The sequence below is a fragment of the Halosimplex aquaticum genome (assembly GCF_028747785.1).
Lineage (GTDB): Archaea > Halobacteriota > Halobacteria > Halobacteriales > Haloarculaceae > Halosimplex > Halosimplex aquaticum.
This window is the reverse complement of record NZ_CP118158.1, coordinates 440,414-461,820: the sequence shown is the minus strand read 5'-3', so window position 1 is coordinate 461,820 and position 21,407 is coordinate 440,414. Positions and strand designations below refer to the sequence as shown.

Below are 21,407 nucleotides of genomic sequence, written 5' to 3'. Positions count from 1 at the left end.
CACCGGGTATCGTAAACTTTCATGTTCGCGCTACGCCGCTCAGTACCAGTCCAGATCGGCGACGAACGAGCGGAGCATCGAGCGGGTGACGTGGGGCATGCAGACGACTCGCATCTCCCCGGCGCCCGTCTTGGTGACGCGCCAGCCCCGCGAGCGTAGCTCCTCGGTCATCGGCACGGACAGGTCGGCGGCGACCAGCGGCAGGTCGGGGTCGACCACCTCGTGGCCGCGCGCGGCCAACTGGTCGGCCAGCCACTCGGCGTTGTCCATCGAGGCGCGGTACTGTTCGCGGTATCCCTCCGGCCAGAGCGCCTCCATCGCGGCGACGGCGCTGGCGACGCCCGCGCCGCTCCGGGTGCCAGTCAGCGTCACCTGCGAGGTCGATTCGAGGTACGGCGTCCGGATGGCGAGCTCGTCGAGCAACTCGCGCGAGCGGACGAGCAGGCCGCCGGCGGGGATGGCGGCCTGCCCCATCTTGTGGGGGTCGATAGTCATCGTGTCCACGTCGGCGTGGCCGAAGTGCCACTCGTGGTCGGTGAAGGGGAGGACGAACCCGCCCCAGGCGGCGTCGACGTGGCAGAGCGCGTCGACCTCGTGGGCCAGGTCCGCGAGTTCCGGGACGGGATCGACGTAGCCGTACTCCGTCGAGCCGGCGACGGCCACCACGCAGACGGTGTCCTCGTCGACGAGCCGTGCCATCGCTTCGGGGTCGGCGCGGTGGTCGGTCGTCGGTGCGGTCCGGTATTCCACGCCGAGGAGGTCCGCGGCCTTCGTGAACGAGAAGTGGGCGCTGGTCGGCGCGACGACGTTCGGGTCGTCGGTGTCGGCGCGGTTGCGGGCGATCCGGACGGCCTGGATGTTGGCCTCCGTGCCGCCGCTGGCGACGTAGCCCTCGGGGTCGGAGTGGCCGGTGACCTCGCCGAGGAGTTCGACGGCCCGTTCCTCCAGGGCGCTGACGCTCTCGTAGGTGCCGGGGTCGCCGGGATTGGTCGCCAGGAACCGCTCGGCCGCCTCCCGAGCCGCGGGGTGTGGTTCGGTGCACATCGACGACAGGACGCGCTCGAAATCCTGCGGCTCGGCAAGCTGCATACCCGATCACTGGGATGGGAGGCGTTTAGCAGTTGCGTTCGCCGACGCGCCGGATCGGGCCGTTGTCGGCCTCGATGGCGGCGCGCGCTCGGTTCGCCCGAGCGCCTATCCGACCTCGTCGAGATACGCCGTCAGGTCGTCCACGATCACCGGATCGTAGGTCACGACGCCCGTGTACTCGCCCGGCTCGACCTCCTCTGCGATCATCGCGCACTTCGCGTCGTCGTCGCCCGCGCCGTCGAACGCGACCACCCAGAAGTCGGTGACGTCGTCCGCGTCGTCGAGCCGGACCGTCAGGCGGTCCACTTCAGGCGGCTCCCAGTCCGGCGCGCCGAAGACCGTCGCGCGCAGGTCCGTCCGACCGACCAGCCGCTCGTAGACGGGTACCTGCGCCCGGAACGCCGACAGGGACTGAAACGCGGCGTAGAGGTGCCCGCGGCCGTGGCGGAACGCGCGGTCCTCGATCTCCCGGGCGGTCGCCAGCAGGTGACCCTTGTCGTCCATGACGAAGGCGGTGCCCGCGAGCAGCTCGACGAGGTCGCGATACGCGGACTCGCGCGTGGCCGCGTCCCAGGGGAGCCCGCTGTCGGGGTCGCGCAGTTCGCCGAACGCGGCCGCGGAGATCGAACCGACACTCCGGCCGTCGACGCTGACGGTGAGGTACCCCTCGGACTCGGGGAGCGGGAGGTACTCGTGGGCCAGCGTGACGTCGAACTGTTCGAGGACGGGCTCCAGGTCGGCGTAGGGGTCCGGACCGAACGTGGTGACGGTCTTGTCGGGCCCGCGAGCGCGCTCACAGAGGTCACGCAGCGGCCCGTCCGCCTCAGCCGTCATCGCCGTCCTCGGTGCCGCCGAACGGGTCCCACCGGTTCGCGTCGTCGTCGGGGCCGCACGTCGCCTCGCCGGGGGGACACGGTTCCGTCCGCCTCGCGGCGGCGGCCAGGACGCCCTCGACGTCGAGCCGGGCCTCCGTGGTGTCCGCCTCGAGCGCCGCGTCGAGTATCTCCTCGGTCGCTCCCGAGATGCCGAGGAGAGCGACCGTCCCGCCGTCCACGTCGTATCCGATCAACTCCGCCTGTTCGAGAGCCGGCAAGTGGACGTGGTGTAACTCGGTGCGGACGCCGTCGCGGTCGACCGGTTCGTCGGGGCCCGGCCCCGATTCGATCCAGCCGCTCACGAGGTCGACCAGCCCGTCGAGCGTCGCGGTCTCGTGGTCCCGGAGGTAGTAGAGGACGATCCGGCGATACCGATGTGCGAGCGCACTGAACAGGCGCGACGTGTCCTTCGTGCCACCGGTTGTCATACCTCCACCTCGTATCGCTGCAATGAAGAGTCTGTCGGCGCGGTCTCCCGCCAGCCGCCGAACAAGGACGTTCCGCGCCGGAATCGGGGTCCCGGACCGGTCCGGTGAGCCCGGTTCGCCTCGGCCGACGGCGAACACCCGCACCGAGTGCCGACGATTGGGCTCGCGATCCGGCGCAGCCGACAACCGATACTTATAGTCACGTCCGTCCTATCCCGTCGCATGTCCACCGAGCAGTCTCTGGATGGCGACGCAGCGATCGTCACTGGCGCGAGTTCCGGCATCGGCGAGGCGACGGCCCACGCCCTCGCCGAGGACGGCGCCGACGTGGCGCTGGCGGCCCGCCGCGAGGAGCGACTGGAATCGATCGCCGCCGACCTCGAAGACGCCTACGGCGTCGAGACGCTGGTCGTCCCGACGAACGTCCGGGACGAGGACGCCGTCGACGCGCTCGTCGAGGAGACGGTCGACGCGTTCGGCGGCCTGAACCTCCTCGTCAACAACGTCGGCGTCGTCGCCGGCGAGGGCGTCGACGACCTCGCGACCGACGACTACCGCACGATGATGGAGGTCAACGTCGACGGCTACTTCTTCGCGACGCGCGCGGCGCTGCCGCACCTCCGCGAGTCGTCGGGGACGCTCGTGTTCATCGGCAGCTTCGCCGGGCAGTACCCCCGGCCGTTCAACCCGGTCTACGCGGCGTCGAAGTGGTGGGTCCGCGGCTTCGCCAAGAGCGTCTCCGCCGACGTCGGCGAGGACGACGTGGCCGTCACCACCATCAACCCCGCCGAGGTCCGCAGCGAGTTCGCCAGCGAGAGCGGCGAGTCCTTCGAGGAGCGCTTCGAGCGCGGCGAGGCCTCCGAACCGACCGAGATCGCCGAGGCCGTCCGCTTCGCCGCGAAGCAGGACCCCTCGATGGTCTCCGAGTTGGACCTCTACCGGCGGGACAAGCTGACGTTCTTCTGACCGGGCGCGGAGGCGCGGTCCGACGCACGATTCGGTCTACGCCGCGTACCGACCGGTCTCGGTCGGGCCGTCAATGTCGTCGCCGAGCCCAGGGCGGTCCCGCCTGTCGCCCCGGAATCAGTATGTGGGTATTCTGGTACTATCTCGATTCTGATCGCCGACCCGAGCGTCTCAGCCGGATACGTTCCGGTCGCTCTCTGACGGAATACGTGGTTGTTGCCACATGTATGCGGCTTCTGTTGCAGGCGTCGTGATTCGGCACCGTCGGATCTGAACGGCCGGGAAACTGTGACATAGAACATACGTATTTTGATATCACTGCAGAACGACTAATTGCGGGCAGCCCGAAACGCGGGTATGAGTTCGACAGATCCAGACCGGACCGTCGACGACGATCACGACCGCTACGACGACGAGTACGACGACTACGGCGAGCGCGCGACGGGCGCTCGCGTCGACGAAGACGCCCGTTACGAGAACCGGGGGGACGACGATTCCGACGGCATCATGGGGCTGAGTTTCGGAGCGCTGCTGCTCATCGGCGGTATCCTCCTGTTCCTGTTCCCGGAACCCGCCACGTCGACCGTGGGTATCATCCTCGCCATCGTCGGCGGCGTGATGCTGATCGCCGGCGCGATGGACTAATCGCGGTTCCCGGCGGTCGGTGAGAAACCGGTAGACTCGGTCAGCGCACGTTGTCGAGCAGCAGCTTCTGCTCGACGCGCTTGACCTCGTGCTGGACGTCGCGGACGGCGTCGATGTTCGCGGAGATGGAGGTGACGCCCTCGTTGACGAGGTGCTGGACCATCTCGGGCTTCGAGGCGGCCTGGCCGCAGATGCTCGTCGAGACGCCCTCCTCGCGGCAGGTCTCGATGGTCTCGCTGATGAGCTTCAGCACCGACGGGTGCAGTTCGTCGAAGCGGTCGGCGACGCGCTCGTTGTTGCGGTCCACGGCGAGGGTGTACTGCGTGAGGTCGTTCGTGCCGAACGAGACGAAGTCGATGCCAGCGTCGGCCATCGCCTCGACGCCCAGCGCGGCGGCGGGCGTCTCGATCATCACGCCCCAGTCCTGCTTGTCGGGGTCGATGCCCGCCTCTTCCATGAGTCGGCGGGCCCGCAGTACGTCCTCGGCGTCGTTGACGAGCGGGAACATGATCTCGACGTTGTCGTACCCCAGGTCGAACAGCCGGCGGAACGCGGCGAGTTCGTACTCGAAGAGGTCGGGGCGGTCGAGGCTGCGGCGGATGCCGCGGTAGCCGAGCATCGGGTTGTGTTCGGCCGGTTCGCTCTCGCCGCCTTCCAGCTGGCGGAACTCGTCTGTCGGAGCGTCGAGCGTGCGGACGCGGACGGGCCGGGGGTAGAACTCCTCGGCGACGCCGCGGACGCCGTCGACGATCTCCGAGACGTACTCGTCCTCGCCGTGGTCGTCGATGTAGCGCTCTGGCGTCTTGTTCGTCGAGAGGATCATGTGCTCGATCCGCAGCAGGCCGACGCCGTCGGCGCCGGTCGCGGCCGCCCGCTCGGCGGCGTCGGGGATCGAGACGTTGACCTTCACCTCGGTGGCCGTCATGGGCTTGACGGGCGCCTGCGGGCGGACCTCCTCGACTGGTTCGCGCTCGTCGGCGCCGGTCGAGTCGCCCTGTTCGACGGTGCCCTTGTCGCCGTCGATGGTGACGACCTGGCCGTCGTGCAGCGTGTCGGAGCCCTGCTCGGTCCCGACGATGGCGGGGACGCCGAGCTCGCGGGAGACGATGGCGGCGTGGCTGGTCATGCCGCCCTCGTCGGTGATGATCCCCGAGGCCCGCTTCATCGCGGGGACCATGTCGGGCGTCGTCATCTCGGCGACGATGATGTCGCCCTCCTCGACCTTGTCGAGGTGGTCGAGCTTGCGGATCGTCCGCGCGGGGCCGGACACGCGGCCGGGGCTCGCGCCGATGCCGGAGAAGATGACGTTGCCCTCGTTCTGTCCGGAGCCGCTCGATCCGCCGCCCGACTGGGCTGCGCTCCCGCCGTCGGCGACGCCGGCGATGTCGTCGACGCCGTTCGAGGCGCCGGCGACGCCGCCGGCGTCCTCGTCGATGGTCGTGATGGGGCGGGACTGGAGGACGTAGAGGTCGCCGTCGGCGATGGCCCACTCGACGTCCTGCGGGTCGCCGTAGTAGGCCTCGATCTCGTCGCCCAGGCCGACCAGGCGGTCCAGTTCCTCCTCTGAGAGGACCTGCTGGTCGCGCCTGTCCTCCGGGACCGCCCGCTCGATGGTCTCGCCGGTCTCCTCGTCGCGGACGTGCATCACCTTCTTGGTGGCGACGGTCGCGTCGCGTAGTTCGCCGGTCTCACGGTCGAGGACGTACTTGTCGGGCGAGACGGCGCCGGAGACGACGGCTTCGCCCAGTCCCCAGGCGGACTCGACGATCGCCTGCGGCGCGCCCGTGGTCGGGTGGCTCGTGAACATGACGCCGCTCTTCTCGGCGTCGACCATCAGCTGGACGACGACTGCGATGTTGACCTTCTCGTGAGAGAAGCCCTGCTCCTGTCGATAGTAGATGGCGCGCTGGGTGAACAGGGAGGCCCAGCAGTCGCGGACCCGGTCGAGCAGCCCCGAGCGCGTGACGTTGAGGTAGGTCTCCTGCTGGCCGGCGAAGGAGGCGTCGGGCAGGTCCTCGGCGGTCGCCGACGAGCGGACCGCGACGGAGGCCTCGCCGTCCTCGACGTCGTCGTAGGCCGCGAGGATCTCCTCGCGGATGGACTGGGGCATCTCGGTCTCCGTGATGAGTTCCTGGGCGCGTTCGGCAGCGCGGGCGAGCGCCTGCGAGTCGTCGACCGAGACGTCGACCGCCTCGAACAGTTCCTCGTCGATCCCGGTCTCCTCGATGAACGACCGGTACGTCTCGGCCGTCACGACGAACCCGGGCGGAACCGGCAGCCCCGCCGATGTCAGCTCGCCCAGGGATGCGCCTTTGCCACCGACCGAGTCGAAGTCCTCGGCCGTAACGTCGTCCAGCCAGAGTAATGCCATAACCGTACCCGAACACTCGCCCAGGACGACCAAGAACTTTCCGGCCCCAGACCCAATAAATAGCTTGCGTTAGGGGGGTAACGGGGCCGTTTTCTGGAATATTGTTTCGCTTCCGAGTACCTGTGGCACCGTCCCATGGGCCGGGGACGCACGGCCGACCACGCGGGACGACGGTCGAGCCGCTGCCGAGTCGTTCCGCGGCGCGGAGGCCGCACGGCGCGACAACCGGACACTAAAGGTCAGGGGGCCGTAGTAGGGGGCTATGAACGGGCGGCTGGTGGGGGTCGCGCTCGTCTGTCTCGTCGCGGCGGCACTCGGCGTCGGCGCGCTCGCGGGCGACGCGTTCGGCGGGGACGGCCACCACGGCGGCGGCGCACCCGGAGGGGGCCCAGACCGCGCCTCCGGCGACGGGGGGAGCGCCGGCACGGACCGGCCGGAGGCCGCCCGCTCCGCGGCCGACCGGCCCGCCGCGGGCCGCCTGGTCCGGCCCCGCGATGCGGGCAGTTACCTCTGGCCGTACACCAGTCGGCGCCGGTCGGTCGACGGCCGGACACTCGCGCTGAACGTCGTCGTCCTCGGCGAACCTGACCGCGTCAGGCGTGCCCTCGAACGCCGCTCCGACGCCAACTGGTCGGGCGCCGAGAGCGACGCGGCCATCGGCGAGACGCCCTGGCGCCACGCGAGCGGGGCGACTCGCTACACCTACGTCACGGACGCGCCCGGGGCGGAGGGCCAGTGGGTCGAGGCGACCTACCAGCTCGCCGTCGGCTCGTATTTCACCGCTCGCGTTCACGCGCGGGCCTACCCGGCGCCGTCGGGCGACTGGACGGCGCTACAGGCACACACGGAGTACTGGGATTGGTTCCGGTTGCGCCACACCGTCACCGGGACCGGCCCCGGCGCGCGCTTCGTCGAGGAGGACCTGCGCGGGCTCCCGGCGACGACCGACCTTCGCCGGGAGTACCACGGCCTGGGCGGGAGCGGGAACAGCGGCTGGCTCTCCGTGATCGAGATCGCCTCGGCCTCGGCCGCGGGACTGCTCGTCGTCGCCTCCCGCCGGCGACTGCACGACCGAGCGCTCGATCTGGCGCTCCCCGGCGCGCTCGTGGCGATCGTCCTCGGCGTCCGCGCGGCGGGCGTCACCGTCGCCGACCTGTTCGTCGGGACGAACCCCCAGGTGCTCGCGGGGCTGTGCTATCCGGTCCTCGTGGCCGGGCCGCCGGTGGCGGCCGCTCGGCTGGCGCCCGACGACCCGAAGTACGCGGCGGGGCTGGCAGCGCTCGGCCTCGGTGCGGGCGTGGCGCTCGACCTCGCGCTCGTCGGGGTCGCCGCGGTGCCGGTCCGCCTCGCGCTCCACCGGGTCGCCCTGGTCGTCGCGCTGGCGGCCGTGGCGGCCGGAGCCAGCGCGCGCGACCGGCGGCTGACCGCGGCCGGTCTCCTCGCGTGGGCGGCGGTCCTCGCGCTTCCGCTCGCCGGCCTCGTGTGACGCCCACTGGGCCGCGATTACGCACTCGCCGGGGCGGTAACGCCGGCTTACCGAAACGGCACGGAACGATCGATCGGACTACCGGTTTTCCGTCCGGAGTAAGCGTCTACTGATGTCTATTGTGACCACAGGAGACTAATACCCCCTCGCCCAACGCTCACGAACGTACGATGACAGGAGGGGGAGAGGCCTCGCAGGCCATCGACCGGCGGTCCGTGCTGGCGACAGCGGCGGCGACCGTCGCCGGAGCGAGCGGGTGCGTCAAGCGGACGCGTAACGTGATGGCGCGCGATCCCGCGAGTCAGGTGTCGTTGCGGATCCTGACGATGCCGGTCGACGCCAACCCCTATCCGTCGCGGATCGCCCGCGAACTCGCCTCGAACCTCCGGGCCTGCGGCGTGGACGCGAGCGTCGAGCCGATGGGCCCGGAAGCGCTCTACCGGCGCGTCCTCCTGGACCACGACTTCGACCTCTACGTCGGGCAGTTCCCCCGGACTGACTGGCGCGACCCGGACCAGCTCTACGCGCTCTGTCACTCCGTCTACGGCGGCGAGCCCGGGTGGCAGAACCCCTTCGGCTACACGAACCTCGGGCTGGACGACCGGCTGGTGGCTCAGCGGACGACGAGCGGCACCGACCGGAGACGGGCCGTCGCCGACGTGCAGACCCACCTCGCCGAGAACCAGCCGTTCACGACGCTCGCCGTCCCCGACGCGCTGGGGACCCTCCGGACCGACCGGTTCCGCCGCTGGCGCGGGAGCCCGATTGACCCCCTCGTGCTCCTCGGGCTCGAACCGGCCGGTTCGGTGACGACGCTGTCGCTCGCGACGACGGACGGCCGGATCACGGGCAACCGCAACCCCATCGCCGCGGAGTTCCGGGCCCGGGGCACGTTCGTCGACCTGCTCTACGACCCGCTGGCGCGGCGGGTCGACGGCGTCCTCCGGCCCTGGCTGGCCAGCGAGTGGGAACTCGACGGGGACGGGGGCCGTCCGGTGGCCGAGGTCACCCTGCGCGAGGACCTGTCCTGGCACGACGGCGAGTCGCTGACCGCCGAGGACGTCGCGTTCACCTACGAGTTCCTCGCGGACACGTCGCTCGGCACGGCGGAGAGCCCGATCCCCGCCTCGCGCTACCGGGGGCGCACATCGCTCGTCGACGACGTGACCGCCGTCGACGACCGGACGGCGCGGATCCGCTTCACCGACGCCTCGACCGTCGTCGCCCGGCGGGCGTTCACGGTGCCGCTGCTCCCCGAGCACGTCTGGTCCGACCGGACCGAGACGGCGAAGGTCGCCGGCGTCGAGGCCAACCGGACGATGACGGAGGCGCTCGCGTGGAACAACCCCCGGCCCGTCGGCAGCGGCCCCTTCGCGTTCGAGCGCGCCGTCCCGAGCGAGTCGCTGCGCCTCTCCCGGTTCGCCGACCACTTCCTGCGGGACGAGCCGAGCGACCTCCCCGATAGGCTGGCCGGCGGGCCAGCCTACGAGGAGCTCCGCCTGACCGCCGTCGGGTCCGACGACTCGGCCGTCGAGATGGTCGCCTCGGGCGACGCCGACGCGACGGTCGCACCGCTCGGGGCGGCGGTCGTCCCGCGGATCGGCCGCGAGTCGGCGCTCGACCTCGTGAGCGCCCCCTCCCGCGCGTTCTACCACGTCGGCTACAACACCCGGACGACGCCGCTGTCGAACGTCCGGTTCCGCCGGGTCGTCGCCAGGCTGCTCGACCGGTCGGCCCTGGTCGAGTCGGTCTTCGACGGCTACGCGCGACCGGCCGCGAGCCCGCTCGCGGGGACGGGCTGGTACGACCCCGAGGAGATCCCCGACGACGCCGGGCCCGGCGACTCGTTCGTCGGCACCGGCGGGGAACTCGACGTCGAGGCGTCCAAAGCGGCCTTCGTCGAGGCCGGATACAGATACGACGAGGGTCGGTTGCTCATCGAATGACGCTCCTCCCGGTGCTCACCAGGGTCGTCGCCGTCAACCTCGTGTTCGTCGCGGCGAGCGCGCTCGCGCTCGTCGGCCCGACGCAGCTCCGGACCACGGCCGCCGAACTCCCGGACCGACTCCGGGAGGTCGCCGTCCCCGTCGGCCTCCTCGCGGGCGTCCTGTTGCTCAACAGCGTCGTCCGCGAGCCCGTCACGGAGGTCGCCTGGCTCGTCGGGATCAACATCACGCCGCTGATCTACGGGATCGAGGGCGACTTCGTCCCCTGGCTCCAGTCGATGGGCTCGCCCGCCCTCACGACGCTGTTCTCCTACGCGTACGTCTACGGCTACGTCTACGTCCTCGTGTTCCCGCTGATCGCCTACGCCGCGCTGGAGGACACTCGGCCGCTGCGCCAGCTCGCCATCGCCTACAGCGTCAACTACTGCCTCGGGCTCGTGTGCTACGTCCTCTTCGTCGCCTACGGCCCGCGCAACCTGCTGGGCGGGTCCGTCGAGTCGCTGCTGTACACCCACCACCCGGAGTTCCAGTTCCTCACCAGCCAGGTCAACTCGAACACGAACGTCTTCCCGTCGCTGCACACGTCGCTGTCGGCCACGGTCATCGGCGTCGCCTACGACACCCGTCGGAGGTACCCGGGCTGGTTCGCCATCGCGACGGCCCTCGGGCTCACGATCATCGGCGCCACGATGTACCTCGGCATCCACTGGGCGACCGACGTGGTCGCCGGCCTCGTCCTCGCGGCCATCGCCGTCGCCACCGGGCGACGGTTCGCCGACTGAGTTCGGCCGTGCAGTCGAGGAGAACGGACCGGCCCGTCAGGCTTCGATGATGTCGTCCTCGTCGCTCTCTGGGACCGTGAGGTCGCCGTCCAGCGTCGTCACGGCGCGGCCGCCGACGCGCGGTGCGGTCTCGCCCTCCTCGCCCTCGCGGGTGTCGACCAGCACGCGGCCCGGTCGGTCGAGGAAGTGGCCCTGCTCGAACACCAGCGGGTCCGCCTCGTCGAGCGCGCCCTGGTAGCGCAGGTACGACCCCACCGCGCCGCTGGCGGTCCCGGTCACGGGGTCTTCGTCGATGCCCGCCAGCGGGACGAACGCCCGTCCGTGGAGCGTCGCCTCGCCCTCAAGGGTGTCGAACGTGAACGCGTAGAGCCCCTCGGTGTCGGTCGCCTCGCAGAGCTCCTCGATGGCCGCCAGGTCGGGGTCGACGGCCGAGAGCTGTTCGAAGTAGCCCACGGGGACGACGAGGAACGGCAGCCCGGTCGACGCCCTCGCGATGGGGAGGTCCTCGCCGACCTCCGACAGCGCCGCCACGTCGAGGCCGAGCGCGTCGGCCGCCTCCTCCAGCGACACGTCGACCTCGCGGACCTCCGGCGGCGACTGGGTGAGCCAGACCGTGCCGTCGGGTTCGATCGCCACGTCGAGGGTGCCGACGTTCGTCTCCACGGTGTAATCGCCGCTCTCGACGACCGCCCGGTCGTACAGCGAGGCGAACGCCGCGACCGTGGCGTGCCCGCAGAGGTCGACCTCGCGCTCGGGCGTGAAGTAGCGCAGTCGACGGTCGGCCTCGTCGCCGGACAGGACGAACGCCGTCTCGCTCGCGCCGAGTTCCGAGGCGATGGCCCCCAACTGGTCCTCGGCGAGGTCGGCGGCCTCCGGCACGACGCCGGCGGGGTTGCCGGCCATCGGCTCGTCCGTGAACGCGTCGACGATCTGGACGCGACGTGATTCGGTCATACCAACTTCGTTGCCCACCGTCACAATAAGTCGCCCGCTAGGAGCGGGTGGCTTCGACTGGGGGAGTGTCGGTGGAGTCAGGTCTGACCGCACTACCGCTGGCACCGCGGACAGCGTGAAAGGGGCCGGACGCTCCGGTCCCGGGGCTCGCTGCGCGCTTCGCTCACTGCGTTCGCTCCAGTGCTTGCGTCGCCCGGGTTCCCGGAGCGTCCGGCCCCTTTCATTCCCACCCGTATCGGCTGCTGATCAGTCCGTGCGGGTGGGACTGAAAGGGGCTGTGCGCTCGTCCGGTTACTGACTCGCTGCGCTCCTCGCTCCGCTGCGGTGCTTGCGTCGTCAGTAACCGGACGAGCGCGCAGGGGCTTTCACGCTATTCGCGGTCGCAAGTTCACGTCCGCGGTCGACGGTCGCGGAATCCGCTAGCGTGCTGTTCGCCCGCCCTCGCATAACGACACCACCGACTCCCGATCAGATCGGGTCGAGTTCGCCGGCGTCGTCGGTGATGAGGTCGTTGATCTCGTCCTCGCGGGTGTCGGCCTGCTGCTGGATGTTGGACTTGGCGTCGACGGCCTGGTCCTGCAGGGCGTCGATGCGGTCGACGCGGGTGACGTTCGAGAGGAGCACGGCGACCGAGAGCCTGTCGGCGCCCTCGCGGGGGTCGTCGCCGGCCAGCACTTCGACGCTGTCGGTCTCGCGTTCGAGCCACTCGCGGGCGCGGCGCAGACCCTTCTGGGAGAACTCCGAGGGCGGGCCGGAGACGACGATCAGCGAGCGCTCGGCGGAGTCGATCTCTGCGGGGACGGTCAGCCGCGAGGTGACGGCCTTGCGGACGAGGCCGTGGATCTTCATCGTCAGGTCGTTCTCGTCGGGACCCGACTCCTCGTGGCCGTTGGTGAAGCGGTTGATGAGGCCCCGCTGCTCGCGGGTGCGCGACTCGACCTCGGAGGAGGCGAAGGCGATGGAGCTGACGCCGCCGGTGGCGAGCGTGCGTTTGACGTCCGAGGAGTCCATCGCGGCCTCGGAGATCTGCGAGCCGTCGAGCTCGCCGGCGGCGAGCAGGGTGACGACGCGGCGGGCGATCTCCTCGTTGGTGCGCTCGTAGCCCATCTCGACGGAGTCGCCGTGCTGGCGCCAGGTGTCGTTGTCGAAGCAGATGAGGTTCTCCGTCGCCTCGGTGAAGGAGGTGAGCGAGCGGGCGGCGTTGAACGCGGCGCGGCCTCCCTCGTCGGCGCTCGGGAGGATGCCGAGGCCGTAGACCGGTTCGGCGTAGCGGTCGTGGAGCGTCTCGGCGATGACAGGCGCGCCGCCGCTGCCGGTGCCGCCGCCGAGGCCGGCGACGACGAGGAACCCGTCGATGTCGTGGATCGGGACGCCGTCCATGGCGCGCTCGATCTCCTGGTGGTCCCGGCGGGCGATGTCCGCGCCGACCTCGGGGTCGGCGCCGGCGCCGCGGCCCTTGACGCGCTGGTCGGTCTGCCCGATGAGGATCCGGTTGTCCCGCGGCACGTGGTCGAGCTTGGCGAGGTCGATCTCCGCGGAGTTGACGGCGAGCGCGAACCGCCACAGCGACCGCCCCGTGTCCTCCTCGAAGGCGAGCAGTTTGTCCACGACCTTCCCCCCCGCGTTGCCGAATCCGATGACGGCCAGATTCATGCGTTTCTGTCAGTCGTGGGTTACGTTAACTATACGCTGCTTTCGTCGCTCCGCGCTCGCGCAGACGGCGCTTACCCGCCCGCCGGAATCGCGCGGTGTCGCAGGGGGCGACGCCGTAACGGCAACCAACTCGCAACCAATCTCGGCGCGTTCAGTGGCCGCGACCGGCCTCTGGTCCGACGACCCCACCGCCGGGGTGTGTTCATCGTCGAGTGGTCGACCCCGTCGGCGGCCACGCCGCTGCGGTTCCCCGTCGAGTTCGGTGACTCCACCTCCGTCGGCGTCGGATTCGTCGAAGCGACGCGTCGCTCGCTCCGCCGGAGAAAAGTGGTTCTGCTGCCAGGGTTCAGCGGCGCCGTCGCCGCCGCGCGCGCCCGTCGTCGTGGACGTACTGGAGCGCCCCGTAGTACGTCTCCGCGTCGAACTCCCCGTCGCGCTCCCGGAGGCGCTCGCGGATCTTGGCTGGCGTCATGTTCATTGATACCATACACCACTGCCCGCGATAAGCGTTTCGCCGCGCTCTGCGGTTCAGCGGCGACGACGAAACGGGCGACTGCGAACCGGGACTCGACCGATCAGTCGTCGGCCGCACCGCTCTCGGGGATGGGGACGGCCTGCCGTCGATAGTACTCGATACGGTCGCGCGCCCAGTCCAGGACTTCTTCGTCGTCGGACTCCAGGAGCGCCCGGGGATCCCCGTCCTCGTCGACGCCGACCTGGACGAACTCGTCGTCGAACACGCCGACGAAGTAGGGGACGGAATCGCCGTCGTACCGCGCGAACGTCGGCTCCGGGCGGTCCTGCAGATCGCGGAACAGCGGCTGGTAGTTCTCGTCGGTCCGGAGCGTCGCCGCCGCGCCGGCGTCGACGACGAAGCGGTGGTCGGCGCCGTCCCCGGTGACGCGCTCGTGGACCGTCTCGACGGCGTGCAGGCCGACGAGCGGGAGGACCCCCCGGACGCGGTCGGCGGTCTCCAGCGCCCGGACGTGCCGGTTGACCATCGCCCACGGGTCGCCCGGTTCGGGCGTCCATATCTCGGCGTCGGCGAGCGCCCGGGGGTCGAGGTCGAACTCCGCGGGCGCCGTCCACCGGAAGAACGGCTCCAGTTCGACGACCCGTTCCGCCCGGTCGGCGAAGGCGTCGAACTCGGAGACGAGGAACTCCCCCACGGCCGTCAGGGCGTACGCGCCGTCGGCGTACGCGACCAGGTCGGCCGCCTCCAGTTCGCGGATCGCCCGGTCGAGCGTCGACCGGGGGAGGTCGTGGTCCGCGACGAGGTCCCGCTTCTCCCGTGGCCGCTCCTGCAGCGAGGCGAGCAGTTCTGAGCGGCGCCGCAACAGATCGACGAGGTCTGATATCGTGTCGTCCATAGCAACCCATCCGCTGGCGCGAAACGGTGCCCGTGGATGGTGCGTTCGCTTTCAAAAAGCTACTGGCCCGAGTGAGCCCGTGGCGACCTCGATCTCCGCTCGACCGGCCCGTGATATTTGCCCAAACAGATTGTTATTTACCCCTCTACCGCTGCGTGGGCCAGTTCCCGGACGATAACGTAACCAGTGCGAACGGCCGAATATCGGGCAGACACGGAGCGAGGAGCTCCCGTCGGGGCCTCTGCCCCTCGAACGACCGACCGTCCGGGTGGAGCCGCTCGCGGCTCGTGGTGGCGCCCGGCGCGTTCGCCTCACGGAGTGGTCGAGTGCTGGTCGTCGGGTCGCGGGCCGAGCACTTCGAGGGTGTGCCTCTGACATGGACAGGAGGAACCGTCGGGTTCCCGCGTCCGTGTCTTTTCGTCGAGAACGGCCCGCCGAGAGCGGCGTCTCGCGGTCGAGATCCGACGACGTCAGTCTGCGATGGCCTCTTCGGACCCGGTCGCGGCGTTGGGATCCTGGACCCACAGGTCGCCGAACATGTCGTCCTGGTTGAGGCGGACGTGGCCGCGGTGGGCTAGAAAGAGCAGGCCGAGGAAGGTGAGGACGCGGGAACCGCCGGTCTCGGCGATCTCGCGGTAGAGCACCTCGTCGCGGCCCTTGTCGTACTGCTCGCGCAGCGCGTCGTGAACGTCGTCGATGATCTCGTCGACGTGCTCCTCGTGGGCGGTGCCGGTCACGTCGGAGGCGCTGGGCTCATCGTCCATCCGCATGTCGTCGGCGGTGCGGTAGTCCAGTTCCTGGGTGCCCCGCTGGAACCCCGCCGGCGAATCGCTGGTGTCGTACTCGCGTGACTCCTTCCACCAGTTGTCCCGCTCGGCGTCCCGCAGGTCGCGGACGAGTTCGTCCAGCGTCTGGGGCATCCCGCGGGCGCGCCGGCGCTCCAGCCGGCGGTCCATCTCCGACTCCAGCGCGGCGAAGGGGTCGGGGCCCTCGAAGCCGTCCTCGGCCATCTCGCCGCCCTGCTCCCAGGGCTCCTCCCACGGTTCCGCTTCCTCCTCGTCGTCGCCGTCGTCGAGCATCGCGTCGCTTTTCATCCGCAGCAGGACGCTCGCGTAGAACAGGGCCCGCCCCGAGGTGCGCAGGTCGCCCTCGTCGAGGCGGTCGAGGAACTTGTCGGTCACCGCGACGATGTCGATGTCCCACGGGTCGATCTCGCCGTCCTCCGCGAGGTTGACGAGGACTTCGACCGGCTCGACTGCTTCGTCATCGTCGTCCGACTCACCGGAGGCGGTTTCGGCGTCCCCGTCTACCGTCGGATCCGGCTGGCCGTCGACCGACGGTTCGCCGGTAACGAGGTCGTCGGATTCGTCGCCATCGGCTGACGCCTCGCTCGCGGCGTCGTCTTCTCCGAACAGCCCATCGGCGTCCTCGCCCGGCGGGTCGCGGTCCTCGTGACCGGCGATGTTGAGCGGGATCTCCTCCTCGCCATTTTCGTCAGTCATCAGCCGGCACCCCCTCGGAACTGAGGTCGATGCCGGTCACCGCGCTGACGTTGTCGCCCTGCATCGTCACGCCGATGGCCCGCTCGGAGCGTTCGAGCATGGCCGAGCGGTGGGAGACGACGACGAACTGGGCCTTCCCCGCGAGTTCGTCGACCATCTCGCCGACGAGGTCCGCGTTCTTCGCGTCGAGGAAGGCGTCGACCTCGTCCAGCGCGTAGAACGGCGCGGGGTTGTGGCGCTGGATGGCGAAGATGAACGCCAGCGCCGTCAGCGACTTCTCGCCGCCGGACATCGCGTTGAGCCGCTGGACTGGCTTGTCGGCCGGCTGGGCCTTCATCGTCAGGCCGCCCTCGAAGGGGTCCTCCTCGTCTTCGAGGTGGAGTTCGCCCGTCCCGTTCGACAGGCGCTCGAAGATGTCCTGGAACTGCTCGTCGATGGCGTCGTAGGACTCCATGAACGTCGCCTTCTTGTTCTCCTCGTAGCGGTCGATCCGGTCGCGGATGCCCTCCGCTTCCTCGACGAGCGTCGCCTTCTTCTTCTGGATGTCGTCGAGTTCGTCCTGCACGCGGTCGTACTCCTCGATGGCGAGCATGTTCACCGGCTCCAGCGCCTCCATCTCGCCTTCGAGCCGCTGGATCTCCGACTCGACCTCGTCGTGGTCGGGGATCTCCTCGGGGTCGTAGTCGCCGACCGCGGCTTCGAGTTCGTCGACCTCCCACTCCAGCCGGTCGCGCTCGTCGCGCAACTCGTCGAGGTCGCTCTCGACCGCGCCGACCTCGTCTTTCATCTCGTCGCGCTCGGCGCGGGCCTCCTTGAGCTCGTCTTTGAGCTCCTCGCGTTCTTCCTTGAGGTCCGTGAGTTCGGCCTCCAGTTCGGCCACCGCCTCCTCTTTCTCTTCGAGGACCTCCTCTTTCTCGGCGATCTCGTCCTCGAAGCCCTCGATGCGCTCCTGGTGTTTCGCCTTGCGGTTCTGCGCGCTCTCGATCTTCTCCTGGAGGTCGTCGATGGCGTCCTCGGCGTACTCCTTCTCCAGTTCGAGCTCGTTCAACTCGCCGTCCAGGTCGTCGATCTGGTCTTCCAGGTCGTCGATGGCGGCGTTGATCTCGTCGGCACGGCTCGTGAGGTCGGGGAGTTCGGAGTCCTCGACCTCGGATTCGAGCTCGTCGATCTCGGCCTGCAGCTCGTCGATCTCGGCCGTCTTCGCCTCGATGTCGGCCTCGATGTCGTCCATGTCCTCGGAGACCTCGTCACGCTCGGCCTCGATCTCCTCGAGCCGCTCGGTGAGGTCCTCGATCTTCGCCTCGACCTCCTCGCGCTCGCTCTCGCGGCGCTCGATGTCGGTCTCGATGTCGCGGACCTGCTCGGCCGCGTCCGATTCCTTGTCGCGGGCGTCGTCGAGGCGGTCCTCGACGTCGCGCAGGTCCTCGCGGACGGACTGCCGTTCGTCTTCGAGGTCGTTGATCGCCGCGGCGATGCGTTCGAGCTGGCCCTCGCCGCCGGAGAAGGAGTAGCGGGTCCCCTTCGAGGAACCGCCGGTCATGGCGCCCGACTTCTCGACGAGGTCGCCGTCGAGCGTGACCATGCGGAAGTCGCCCATGAACTCGCGGGCGGTGTCCATGTCGTCGACGACGAGCGTGTCGCCGAGGACGTACGAGAAGATACCCGCGTACTGGCTGTCGTAGTCGACGAGGTTCGCCGCGAAGTCGACGACGCCGTCGTGGCTCGGCAGCGAGGGGAGCGAGCGGTTCTGCATCTGCGTGATCGGCAGGAACGTCGCTCGCCCCGCGCCGCGCGACTTCAGGTAGTCGATGCAGCGCTGGCCGATGCTGTCGTCGTCGACGACGACGTGGGCCAGTCGCCCTCCGGCCGCCGTCTCACAGGCCACCGCGTACTCGGGGTCGACACCGCCGAGCTGGCCGACCGTCCCGTGGACGCCGTCGATGCCGGCGTTCAGGATGGTCGTCACCGCGCGGCCGTACGAGGAGTCGCCGTCCTGGCCGGCCTTCGCTTCGAGCTCGGCGTACTCCTGCTGTTTCGCCGTGAGCTCGTCCTCGATGTCGTCGAGGTCGCTCTGTAGCTCCCGCCGTTCGTCCTTCAGGTCCGAGACGACCTCGGAGATGGTCGACTGGTTCTTCCGGGCCTTGTCGAGTTCGGCCTCCAGGTCGTCGATCTCCGCTTCGATCTCGGGGATGCGCTCTTCGAGTTCCTCGATCTCGCCCTCGGTCTCGCGCTGCTCGTTCGAGCGCCGGCGGGCCTCGTCGAGGAGGCGGTCCTGCTCGCGCTGGAGGTCGTTCTTCTCGGACTTGAGTTCCTCGAGGCGGCCGCGCTTCTCCTCGAGTTCCTCCTTGACCTCCTCGAACTCCTCGCCGACCTCGTCGATGCGCGCCTGGACCTCTTCGAGTTCGCTCTCCTTCTCCTGGACGTCGGCCTTCAGCGAGGATTTGCTCACCTTCGCCTCGCGGATGTCCGACTCCAGGTCGTCGATGGTCTCCTGCTTGCGGTCGATCTCGACGAACGCCTGGCGGCGCTCGTTCTCGGCGTCCTCGATGGTCTCCTCGGCGGACTCGATCTTGTCCTCCAGCCGGGAGATGTCGCCTTTCACTTCCTCCATCTCGCGCTTGATGGCGAGCTGCTCGTCCTCGCCCTTGCGCTCGATCTCGGCGTTCAGCTCCTCGAGTTCGCCGTCGAGGCGCACGACCTTGCCCTGCCGTTCGTCGAGTTCGACCTGGAGTTCTTCGAGTTCGTCCTCCAGCTCGTCGATCTCGTCGGTGACGGCTTCGAGGTCGTTGCGCTTGTCTTCGAGTTCCGCGGCCTTGCGGTAGCTCTCGTACTCCTGTTTCTCGTCGCGGAGATCCTGGTACTCCAGGGCGGTCTCCCGCTCGTCGGAGAGCTGGTCGAGGCGGGTCTCCTTCTCCTCGATGCGGAGCTCGGCCTCCTCGATTCGCTCCTCGACGACGTCGAGCTCCTCGAAGGCCGACTCCTTCTTCTGGTCGAACTCGGCGACGCCGGCGATCTCGTCGATGATCTCCCGACGAGCGCCGGCGGTCATGTTGATGATCTCGGTCACGTCGCCCTGCATGACGACGTTGTAGCCTTCGGGCGTCACGCCCGCCTGGGCGAGCAGATCCTGGATGTCCGAGAGGTTGACCGAGCGGCCGTTGATGTAGTAGTAGGAGTAGTAGTTGTCGTCGGTCTCCTTGACGCGCCGTTTGATGGATATCTCGTCGACGTCGCCGACGTTCTCGGTGCCGGCGGCGGTGACGACCTGCGACCGGGAGAGCGTGCCGTCGGCGTTGTCGAGGATCACCTCGACGCTGGCCTCGCGCTCCTCGCCGGTCTCGACGTCGTCGTCGTGGTGGCCGGGATTGTAGATGAGGTCCGTCAGCTTCTCGGCGCGGATGCCGGAGGTCCGCGCCAGCCCGAGCGCGAAGAGGACGGCGTCGATTATGTTGGACTTACCGGAGCCGTTGGGGCCGCTGACGGTGGTGAAATCTTCGTAGAAGGGGATGCGAGTCTTCCGGCCGAAACTCTTGAAGTTGTCAAGGACGAGCTCTTTGATGTGCATGGTCGCTCGCGGTAGAGTCGTGGCCTACGCGACGATGATGTCGCCGGGACCAGTCTCCGTGCTATCCTCCTCGTCGGTATCCTCGGTTTTAGTCCTATCGGCCTCGGCTTCGTCTGGAGATTCCGACGTGTTCAGCGCCTCGTCCTGGGAGAAGCCGGTGTCCTCGTCCACCGCGTTCTCGAGCTCGCGCAGGCGGACCTTGCACTCGACGAGTTCGTCCGTCAGTCCCTCGACGGACGCCTCGAGTTCCTTGACGCGTGATTCGAGTTCCTCGACTCGGTTACCGCACATATCACTACGACCGGACTCCCGTATGATAAACCTACGTCAGACATTCCCCCCGAACCTGATAGGTACCGCCTACCCGCGTCGCCGTACGGCGGTGTCGAACCCCCGTTCGCACCCGATCGGACACGAAATCGACGTTTCAGTTCCGCTACGCTTATTTGACACCGGTCTGAGCGACGGGGTATGGACAGTAGGCTGATCACACTGGCGGTCGTCGCGCTCGTCGTCGTCTCCGGGTGCGCCGCGATCGGGGGCGACGGGTCGACCGCGACGCCGAGTGACGTGTCGGGAACGGACAGCACCGAGACGCCGACGGAGACGGCCACCGAGGCCCCGACGGCGACGCCGTGGGACACCGCGACGCAGACGGACACCGCGACAGCGACGCCGACCGCAACGACGGAATCGACGCCAGTGGGCGACCTCGAACCGGTCTCCGCGCTGTCGTCGCTCCCGCCGGGCGTCGAGGGCGGGTCGGTGACGAACGTGAGCGCCCTCTCGGCCGCGAACCAGCGACTGCTCACCGCGGGCGGGGTCGACGTGCGGATGACCGTCGAGAACTCCACGAAGGACGGCACCGGCCGGTTCCGCATCGCCAACGACACGACCGCTTCCCTCCTGCGCCTCACCGAGAGCCAGGGATCGATCGGCGCGTCGACAGACATGGCGGTGTACGTCGACGCCGACGAGTCGGGCATCTACAACCGGACGTCCGGCCAAGTCACCTACGGGTACGGGCCGACGAGCACCCGGACCGGCGCACAGCTCATCACCGGTCTGGTCTACTACGTCCCGCAGGCGTACGTCTCCGCGCCCGACTGGCAGACGGGGGGCTCGTACACAACCGACAGCGGGGAAGAGCGGCTCGTCTTGCACGCGGACGGGCTCCGCGCCCCGAGCGAGCGGGGGGCGAACGCCGGCGGCGTCTCCGGCGGGAACGAACAGGTGCGCTCGGTCGACGCTCGCATGGAGGTCACGCCCGACGGACTCGTCCGGGCGCTGAACGTCACGCTCGGGCTGAAATCGACGAGCGGCGAGTCGTACACGCAGACCGTCTCGTACACCGCTGTCGACCTCGAACCGGGTTCGCTCGCCCAGCCGAAGTGGTTCTCGAAGGCGCCGCACCTGTCGGCCTCGACGGAGGCCGAGAACGAACTGCTCGTCGTCGAGCACACCGGCGGCCCGACGATCGAAGCCGGGACGAACCTGACGGTCGGCGGCGGGTTCTCCTCGCTGGGGAACGTCTCCGCCGACCAGCCGATCGCCGAGGGCGACACGCTCTACGTCTACGCGACCGGCGAGGGCCTCGATCGGACGCCACACCTCTCGGTGAACGAACGGCCGACGCTGCCGGAGAACGCGACGGCCTTCTCGGGGCGGATCGGGATCCGGGGTTCACAGGGCGACGCCACGTTCCAGGCCGGCGTCGAGACGGGCGCGGAGTAACGACCCGTCGGACGCACCGCATCGCAGGTGCGCGGTGACAG

General features: G+C 69.3%; 17 protein-coding genes. 6 read left to right on the top strand and 11 right to left on the bottom strand.

The features are described 5' to 3' along the window. Positions 1–39 precede the first annotated feature (39 nt). The 3 genes from mfnA to PSC72_RS02225 all read right to left on the bottom strand — a co-directional run bounded on the left by mfnA (position 40) and on the right by PSC72_RS02225 (position 2,392). The gene (gene mfnA, locus PSC72_RS02235) at positions 40–1,089 is read right to left on the bottom strand and encodes a tyrosine decarboxylase MfnA (RefSeq protein WP_274324270.1); all 1,050 of its coding nucleotides are present in this window, start codon (positions 1,087–1,089) and stop codon (positions 40–42) included. Positions 1,090–1,194: 105 nt separating this feature from the next. Beyond that, entirely contained in the window at positions 1,195–1,923 is a 729-nt protein-coding gene (locus PSC72_RS02230; protein WP_274324269.1) for a DICT sensory domain-containing protein, read from the bottom strand. Then, the gene (locus tag PSC72_RS02225; protein ID WP_274324268.1) at positions 1,913–2,392 is read right to left on the bottom strand and encodes a DUF7344 domain-containing protein; all 480 of its coding nucleotides are present in this window, start codon (positions 2,390–2,392) and stop codon (positions 1,913–1,915) included. The genes PSC72_RS02230 and PSC72_RS02225 overlap by 11 nt, the downstream gene beginning before the upstream one ends. Before the next feature lie 222 nt (positions 2,393–2,614). Between PSC72_RS02225 and PSC72_RS02220 the strand changes: the two genes are divergently transcribed. Together PSC72_RS02220 and PSC72_RS02215 are read left to right on the top strand one after the other, a co-directional pair. Then, positions 2,615–3,358 (top strand): SDR family oxidoreductase, encoded by a 744-nt coding sequence (locus PSC72_RS02220; protein ID WP_274324267.1) that lies wholly within the window; start codon positions 2,615–2,617, stop codon positions 3,356–3,358. 357 nt (positions 3,359–3,715) lie between these two features. Further along, entirely contained in the window at positions 3,716–4,003 is a 288-nt protein-coding gene (locus PSC72_RS02215; RefSeq protein ID WP_274324266.1) for a hypothetical protein, read from the top strand. A 40-nt stretch (positions 4,004–4,043) separates the two neighbouring features. Here the strand turns inward: PSC72_RS02215 and ppsA are convergent, their stop codons facing one another. Beyond that, complete coding sequence (gene ppsA, locus PSC72_RS02210) at positions 4,044–6,374, bottom strand: phosphoenolpyruvate synthase (protein ID WP_274324265.1); 2,331 nt, start codon at positions 6,372–6,374, stop codon at positions 4,044–4,046. Positions 6,375–6,636: 262 nt separating this feature from the next. Between ppsA and PSC72_RS02205 the strand changes: the two genes are divergently transcribed. The 3 genes from PSC72_RS02205 (at position 6,637) to PSC72_RS02195 (ending at position 10,588) form a co-directional block, all read left to right on the top strand. Next, positions 6,637–7,860 (top strand): hypothetical protein, encoded by a 1,224-nt coding sequence (locus tag PSC72_RS02205; protein WP_274324264.1) that lies wholly within the window; start codon positions 6,637–6,639, stop codon positions 7,858–7,860. 170 nt (positions 7,861–8,030) lie between these two features. Further along, positions 8,031–9,806, top strand: coding sequence for an ABC transporter substrate-binding protein (locus PSC72_RS02200; protein WP_274324263.1), 1,776 nt, complete (start codon positions 8,031–8,033; stop codon positions 9,804–9,806). Then, on the top strand, positions 9,803–10,588 hold the full coding sequence (locus tag PSC72_RS02195) for a phosphatase PAP2 family protein (protein ID WP_274324262.1): 786 nt from the start codon (positions 9,803–9,805) through the stop codon (positions 10,586–10,588). Before PSC72_RS02200 ends, PSC72_RS02195 begins: the two co-directional genes overlap by 4 nt. A gap of 36 nt (positions 10,589–10,624) precedes the next feature. On the opposite strand, the gene PSC72_RS02190 is transcribed toward PSC72_RS02195, so the two are convergent. The 7 genes from PSC72_RS02190 to PSC72_RS02160 form a co-directional block, all read right to left on the bottom strand. Further along, entirely contained in the window at positions 10,625–11,542 is a 918-nt protein-coding gene (locus PSC72_RS02190; protein ID WP_274324261.1) for a PhzF family phenazine biosynthesis protein, read from the bottom strand. 468 nt (positions 11,543–12,010) lie between these two features. Further along, positions 12,011–13,195: a tubulin/FtsZ family protein gene (locus PSC72_RS02185; protein WP_274324260.1), complete on the bottom strand. Its 1,185-nt coding sequence runs from the start codon at positions 13,193–13,195 to the stop codon at positions 12,011–12,013. A 346-nt stretch (positions 13,196–13,541) separates the two neighbouring features. Beyond that, positions 13,542–13,673, bottom strand: coding sequence for a hypothetical protein (locus PSC72_RS02180; RefSeq protein ID WP_274326243.1), 132 nt, complete (start codon positions 13,671–13,673; stop codon positions 13,542–13,544). A 97-nt stretch (positions 13,674–13,770) separates the two neighbouring features. After that, on the bottom strand, positions 13,771–14,565 hold the full coding sequence (locus PSC72_RS02175; protein ID WP_274324259.1) for a helix-turn-helix transcriptional regulator: 795 nt from the start codon (positions 14,563–14,565) through the stop codon (positions 13,771–13,773). 470 nt (positions 14,566–15,035) lie between these two features. Further along, positions 15,036–16,067 (bottom strand): segregation/condensation protein A, encoded by a 1,032-nt coding sequence (locus PSC72_RS02170; RefSeq protein ID WP_274324258.1) that lies wholly within the window; start codon positions 16,065–16,067, stop codon positions 15,036–15,038. Beyond that, the gene (gene smc, locus PSC72_RS02165) at positions 16,060–19,632 is read right to left on the bottom strand and encodes a chromosome segregation protein SMC (RefSeq protein ID WP_274324257.1); all 3,573 of its coding nucleotides are present in this window, start codon (positions 19,630–19,632) and stop codon (positions 16,060–16,062) included. The genes PSC72_RS02170 and smc overlap by 8 nt, the downstream gene beginning before the upstream one ends. Before the next feature lie 24 nt (positions 19,633–19,656). After that, positions 19,657–19,923: a DUF7518 family protein gene (locus tag PSC72_RS02160; protein WP_274324256.1), complete on the bottom strand. Its 267-nt coding sequence runs from the start codon at positions 19,921–19,923 to the stop codon at positions 19,657–19,659. Between the two features lie 180 nt (positions 19,924–20,103). On the opposite strand from PSC72_RS02160, the gene PSC72_RS02155 reads away from it, so the two are divergent. Then, positions 20,104–21,366, top strand: a complete 1,263-nt coding sequence (locus tag PSC72_RS02155; RefSeq protein ID WP_274324255.1) for a hypothetical protein — start codon at positions 20,104–20,106, stop codon at positions 21,364–21,366. The last annotated feature ends 41 nt before the right edge of the window (positions 21,367–21,407 follow it).